This is a genomic window from Actinacidiphila paucisporea (assembly GCF_900142575.1).
GTDB lineage: Bacteria > Actinomycetota > Actinomycetes > Streptomycetales > Streptomycetaceae > Actinacidiphila > Actinacidiphila paucisporea.
The window spans coordinates 1-5,145 of record NZ_FRBI01000068.1; the positions used below are offsets into that span (position 1 = coordinate 1).

Annotated in this window: 4 protein-coding genes and 1 pseudogene; all 5 read left to right on the forward strand. The window is 70.0% G+C overall.

From position 1 onward, the window contains the following. Positions 1–105 (forward strand): annotated as a pseudogene (locus tag BUE44_RS35490) (roadblock/LC7 domain-containing protein); the annotation flags it as partial. Positions 106–200: 95 nt separating this feature from the next. Then, positions 201–614, forward strand: a complete 414-nt coding sequence (locus tag BUE44_RS35495) for a DUF742 domain-containing protein (protein ID WP_073503129.1) — start codon at positions 201–203, stop codon at positions 612–614. Beyond that, positions 595–1,200 (forward strand): GTP-binding protein, encoded by a 606-nt coding sequence (locus BUE44_RS35500; protein ID WP_073503130.1) that lies wholly within the window; start codon positions 595–597, stop codon positions 1,198–1,200. Before BUE44_RS35495 ends, BUE44_RS35500 begins: the two co-directional genes overlap by 20 nt. A gap of 321 nt (positions 1,201–1,521) precedes the next feature. Further along, positions 1,522–4,731 carry a nitrate- and nitrite sensing domain-containing protein gene (locus tag BUE44_RS35505; RefSeq protein ID WP_073503131.1) on the forward strand — a complete coding sequence of 1,070 codons (3,210 nt, stop codon included), beginning with the start codon at positions 1,522–1,524 and terminating at the stop codon, positions 4,729–4,731. Between the two features lie 10 nt (positions 4,732–4,741). Next, a partial coding sequence (locus BUE44_RS35510; RefSeq protein ID WP_073503132.1) for a roadblock/LC7 domain-containing protein occupies positions 4,742–5,145 on the forward strand: 404 nt, incomplete at its 3' end.

A 5,145-nucleotide genomic window follows, 5' to 3' on the forward strand; every position in this document is an offset into this window, starting at 1 on the left:
GACATCGGCCTCGTCGGCTACGAAATGGCCCTGCTCGTCGACCGCGCAGGCACCGTCCTCACCCCCGACCTCAGGGCCGAACTACAGGGCAGCCTCATGCACTGAAGTCCACCCCGGTCCCTGCCCGGATCCGCCCATCCGCCCGTTTGTTCCCGTTTTTCCGCACCGCGACACGCACTGCCCGGACACGGAGGACCCTCATGACCCCGCCACCCGCCTCGCCGGGCCAAGGCCCGTACGGCGCGTCCCACCACGCGCCGTACGGAGTGGAAGGTGATCAGCCGCTGGTGCGGCCGTACGCCATGACCGGTGGCCGGACCAGGCCGCGCTATCAGCTCGCGATAGAGGCGCTGGTCAGCACCACAGCCGACCCGGCGCAGTACGCGGGGCTGCTTCCCGAGCACCAGCGGATCTGCCACCTGACGCGGGAGATCAAGTCGGTGGCCGAGATCTCGGCGCTGCTGGCCATCCCGCTGGGTGTGGCCCGGATTCTCGTGGCCGACCTCGCCGAGGCCGGCATGGTCGCCATTCACCAGCCCGGCAGCGGCGAGGCCGGCGGCCAGCCTGATGTGACACTGCTTGAGAGGGTGCTCAGTGGACTTCGGAAGCTCTAGGGCGCAGCCGCAGCCTGCGTACGGTGCGCCGCCGGCGCGTTCGACCACCTCCGCGAAGATCGTGGTGGCCGGCGGGTTCGGCGTGGGCAAGACGACCTTCGTCGGTGCCGTGTCCGAGATCAACCCGCTGCGTACCGAGGCGGTGATGACCTCGGCGTCGGCCGGGATCGACGATCTCAGCCACGTCCAGGACAAGACGACCACCACGGTGGCCATGGACTTCGGCCGGATCACGCTGGACGACGACCTGATCCTCTACCTGTTCGGCACCCCGGGACAGGACCGCTTCTGGTTCATGTGGGACGACCTGGTGCGCGGCGCGATCGGCGCCGTGGTGCTGGTGGACACCCGGCGTCTCGCGGACTGCTTCCCCGCGGTCGACTACTTCGAGAACAGCGGCCTGCCGTTCGTCATCGCGCTCAACGGCTTCGACGGCCACCAGCCGTACCGCCCCGAGGAGGTGCGCGAGGCCCTGCAGATCGGCCCCGAGGCACCGATCATCACCACGGACGCCCGCCACCGCGGCGAGGCGAAGAGCGCGCTGATCACGCTGGTCGAGCATGCGCTGCTGGCACGGCTCAAATAGCACGTGCCGTTGGCAACTTGCCACGTCGAAGGCCATGGGGGCCGGTTGTGTCGTCGGACACGGCCGGCCCGCCTTCATAACGTTTCGACAGAATTTCCGCCGGCCGAGAACACGGCTCGCGCTCAGCCGGTGCCGCAGCGCACACGCTCTTGGGCGTTTTCGCCCCACTTCGCGGCCTTTGCCGGTTCCGTTTTCCACCGAACACCCGTACGTGCGCCGGTGCCGGACGTTTGGCCAGTACCCCCTTCGCGTGCTGGAATTCGCAGAACCCGAGAGTAGTAACGGCCTTTGTTGTGCCGTCGCCGAGAGGTTGTTGGTCCAGTGAGGAACACGAGGCGAGCCGAAGCGGGTGCGCAGCACGGCCCGCGGGGGAATTTCACGCCGCCCCAGCGCCCCGGGGGCAGTCCCGCGGACCGGGCGGCGCAGGCACCGGCACTGCCGGACCCCGGCGGCCGGTTCAACCTGCGCAACTGGCGCGTGGCGACCCGGCTGAACGCCATCCTCCTGATACCCGTGCTCGTCGCCCTGGTCTTCGGCGGCTTCCGGGTCAACAGCTCGGTGGACACCTGGAACCAGGCCGATGACGCCGTGCGCACCGCCGACCTGGTCAGGGCCGCGGCGACGTACGGCAACGCACTGATCAACGAGCGCGACCTCACGGTGGTTCCGCTGCTCGCGGGCAAGCGCACCGACCCGGCCGTCACCACCTCGCGGGCCGCCACCGACGCCGCCGCCCAGGCCTTCGACGCCGCCGCGGCCCGGATGCCGCACGAGGCGGGCCTGGAACGCCGGATGGCCAACTTCCGCACGGTGGAGCCGGAGCTGGCCAACCTCCGCAAGGCCGCCTACACCCGCCAGCTCTCCGGTGTGCAGACCGAGGAGTGGTACGTCAAGATCCAGCACCCGCTGATGGAGCTGGCCAACGAGCTGGGATACGGCACCAGCAACATCACCGCCTACGGCCGCACGCTCTACGCCGTCTCGCTGTCGAAGGCAGCCGAGTCGCTGACCCGGTCGATCGGCATGCACATCCTGACGGAGAACAAGCCCTCGCGGACCGAGCTGGCGCTGCAGAAGACCTCGCTCGGCTCGTACCAGTACCTGGAGGGCATCGCCCTCGAGGAGTACAACGGCGGCGGTACCGCGGCCGACGTGCAGAACCTCAAGGACGCGCAGAACGCGGCGCTGCAGAAGGGCCGCGACCAGACCGCGGCGGCCAAGGAGAAGGCGGTCGCCGCCGGGCAGGCCTTCGTGGTGCCGCCGGAGCTGACCAAGATGGTCAGCGAGATCGCCACCCCGGGCCGTACCACCGCCCAGCTGGCGGCCGAGGGCATCACCCCGGAGACCTACTTCGCGGCCTCCACGCTGTCCTTCGACGCCTTCCGCACCGTCGAGGTGAACCTGGCCGACCACGCCGCGGGTGACGCGGCGAAGATCGCCTCCAACGCCAAGCGGGACGCGCTCGTCAACTCCGCGATCGTGGTGGTCGCGCTGATCCTCGCCTTCATCGTGGCCGGCCTGATGGCGCGCTCCATGAGCCGCAGCATGCGGCGGCTGCGCGGGGCGGCCTTCGAGATCGCCGAGACCCGGCTGCCGAGCATGGTCGACCAGCTGTCGCGTACCGACCCGGGCCGGGTGGACACCTCGGTGGCACCGATCCCGATCAACACCCAGGACGAGATCGGCGAGGTCGCCAGGGCCTTCGACCAGGTGCACCGCGAGGCGGTCCGGCTGGCCGCCGAGCAGGCGCTGCTGCGGGGCAACGTCAACGCGATCTTCACCAACCTCTCGCTGCGCAACCAGGGCCTCATCCAGCGCCAGCTCACGCTGATCACCGAGCTGGAGAACAACGAGGCGGACCCGGACCAGCTGGAGAACCTGTTCAAGATGGACCACCTCGCCACGCGCATGCGGCGCAACGGCGAGAACCTGCTGGTGCTGGCGGGCGAGGAGCCGGCCAGGCAGTGGAATCAGGCGGTGCCGCTGGTGGACGTGCTGCGGGCGGCGGCGTCCGAGGTGGAGGCGTACGACCGCATCGAGCTGGTCGGCATCCCGGACAGCGACATCCACGGCAGCGCGGTGAGCGACCTGGTGCACCTGCTGGCCGAGCTGCTGGAGAACGCCACCACCTTCTCGTCGCCGCAGACCAAGGTGCGGGTGACCGCGACCCGGCTGCCGGACGGCCGGGTGATGATCGAGATCCACGACAAGGGCATCGGGCTGACCGCGGAGGACTTCGCGGACATCAACCACAAGCTGGCCGAGCCGCCCACGGTGGACGTGGAGATCGCCAAGCGGATGGGCCTGTTCGTGGTCGGCCGGCTGTCCGACCGGCACGGCATCCGGGTGCAGTTGCGGCCCTCCGGCGAGCAGGCCGGCACCACCTCGCTGGTGATGCTGCCGGAGCCGATCACCCACGGCGGTGGCGGCGACGACGAACTGCCCGACAGTGAGAACGACTTCACCGTGTCGCGGATCGTTCCTGAGGCGCCGGAGGAGCCCGCGCACGCCCGCACCTACGAGGCCGCGGAGCTGGGCCGGCGCACCGCCGCGGAGCTGGGCTTCGACGACTCGCGCTACGAGCAGCCCGCGGCACTTGAGGCGGAGGGCTCCCCGGCGCTCGACCCGGTGGGCCGCTCGCTGCGCCGCGAGGGCCGCAGGGCGCAGCTGGAGGCGGCGGTCTCCGCCGACCAGGAGGAGGGGCAGCAGCCGTACGGGCAACCGTCGTTCGAACAGCAGCCGCAGGGTGCGTTCGACCCGCGGCAGCCCTTCGAACAGCCGCAGGCCCCCAGGGAGGCCGAGCAGCAGCCGCAGCAGGCTCAGGAAGGCCCCTACGAGCCCCACAGCGGCTACGAACCCGCTGGTTCGTACGACCAGAGCTTCGACGCCGGTTACCAGCAGCAGACGTACGAGCAGGGCTTCCAGGGCGGCTACGCCCAGCAGGGCTATCCGGCGCAGCAGGAGAGCGCTCCGTATCCGCAGAACGGATTCTTCGCGCAGTCGTACGGACCGCGGGACGATCAGTCCGAGATGGTCTACGACCCCGGGTACGACCGAAACTTCGGTTCCGGCGACTTCAACGGGCTCCCCGAGCAGCCGTCCGAGAGCGTAGGCTCCCCCTCGCTGACGGACGCCGGACTGCCGCGCCGGGACCGGACGCCCCGCAATTCACCTCAGGAACAGCCTGCTCAGGAGTCACCCGAGCCTCAGAACCAGCCGCAGCCGGACCCGTCCGGGTGGCGGTCGAACAACGACGAGAACTGGCAGCGGGCCGAGGCGGTCCGCGAGCCGAAGGCAGGCGGGGTCACCCCCTCCGGCCTGCCACGGCGGGTGCCCAAGGCCAACCTGGTCCCGGGTACCGCGACGCAGACCCCGCAGGGCGGCCCACAGGTCTCCCGCGCACCCGAGGACGTCCGCGGCAGGTTGAGTAACCTGCGGCGTGGCGTCCAGCAAGGGCGCACTGCTGGAACTGACACGAACGGACAGGCCACCGACCGCAACTTCGGCGGCCCCCAGAACCAGGAGCGCTAAGTTGAGTCCGATGAGCCAGGCGGCACAGAACCTGAACTGGTTGATCACCAACTTCGTGGACAACACCCCCGGGGTGTCCCACACCGTGGTGGTCTCCGCCGACGGCCTGCTGCTCGCGATGTCCGACGGATTCCCCCGCGACCGCGCCGACCAGCTCGCCGCCGTCGCCTCCGGCCTGACCTCACTGACCGCCGGAGCCTCCCGCATCTTCGAAGGCGGCAGCGTCAACCAGACCGTCGTCGAGATGGAACGCGGCTTCCTCTTCATCATGTCCGTCTCCGACGGCTCCTCCCTGGCCGTACTCGCCCACCCCGAGTGCGACATCGGCCTCGTCGGCTACGAAATGGCCCTGCTCGTCGACCGCGCAGGCACCGTCCTCACCCCCGACCTCAGGGCCGAACTACAGGGCAGCCT

Bases quoted from the DNA above. Each gene is read 5' to 3' on its own strand.
- BUE44_RS35495 (WP_073503129.1), top strand. From the start codon at position 201: ATGACCCCGCCACCCGCCTCGCCGGGCCAAGGCCCGTACGGCGCGTCC.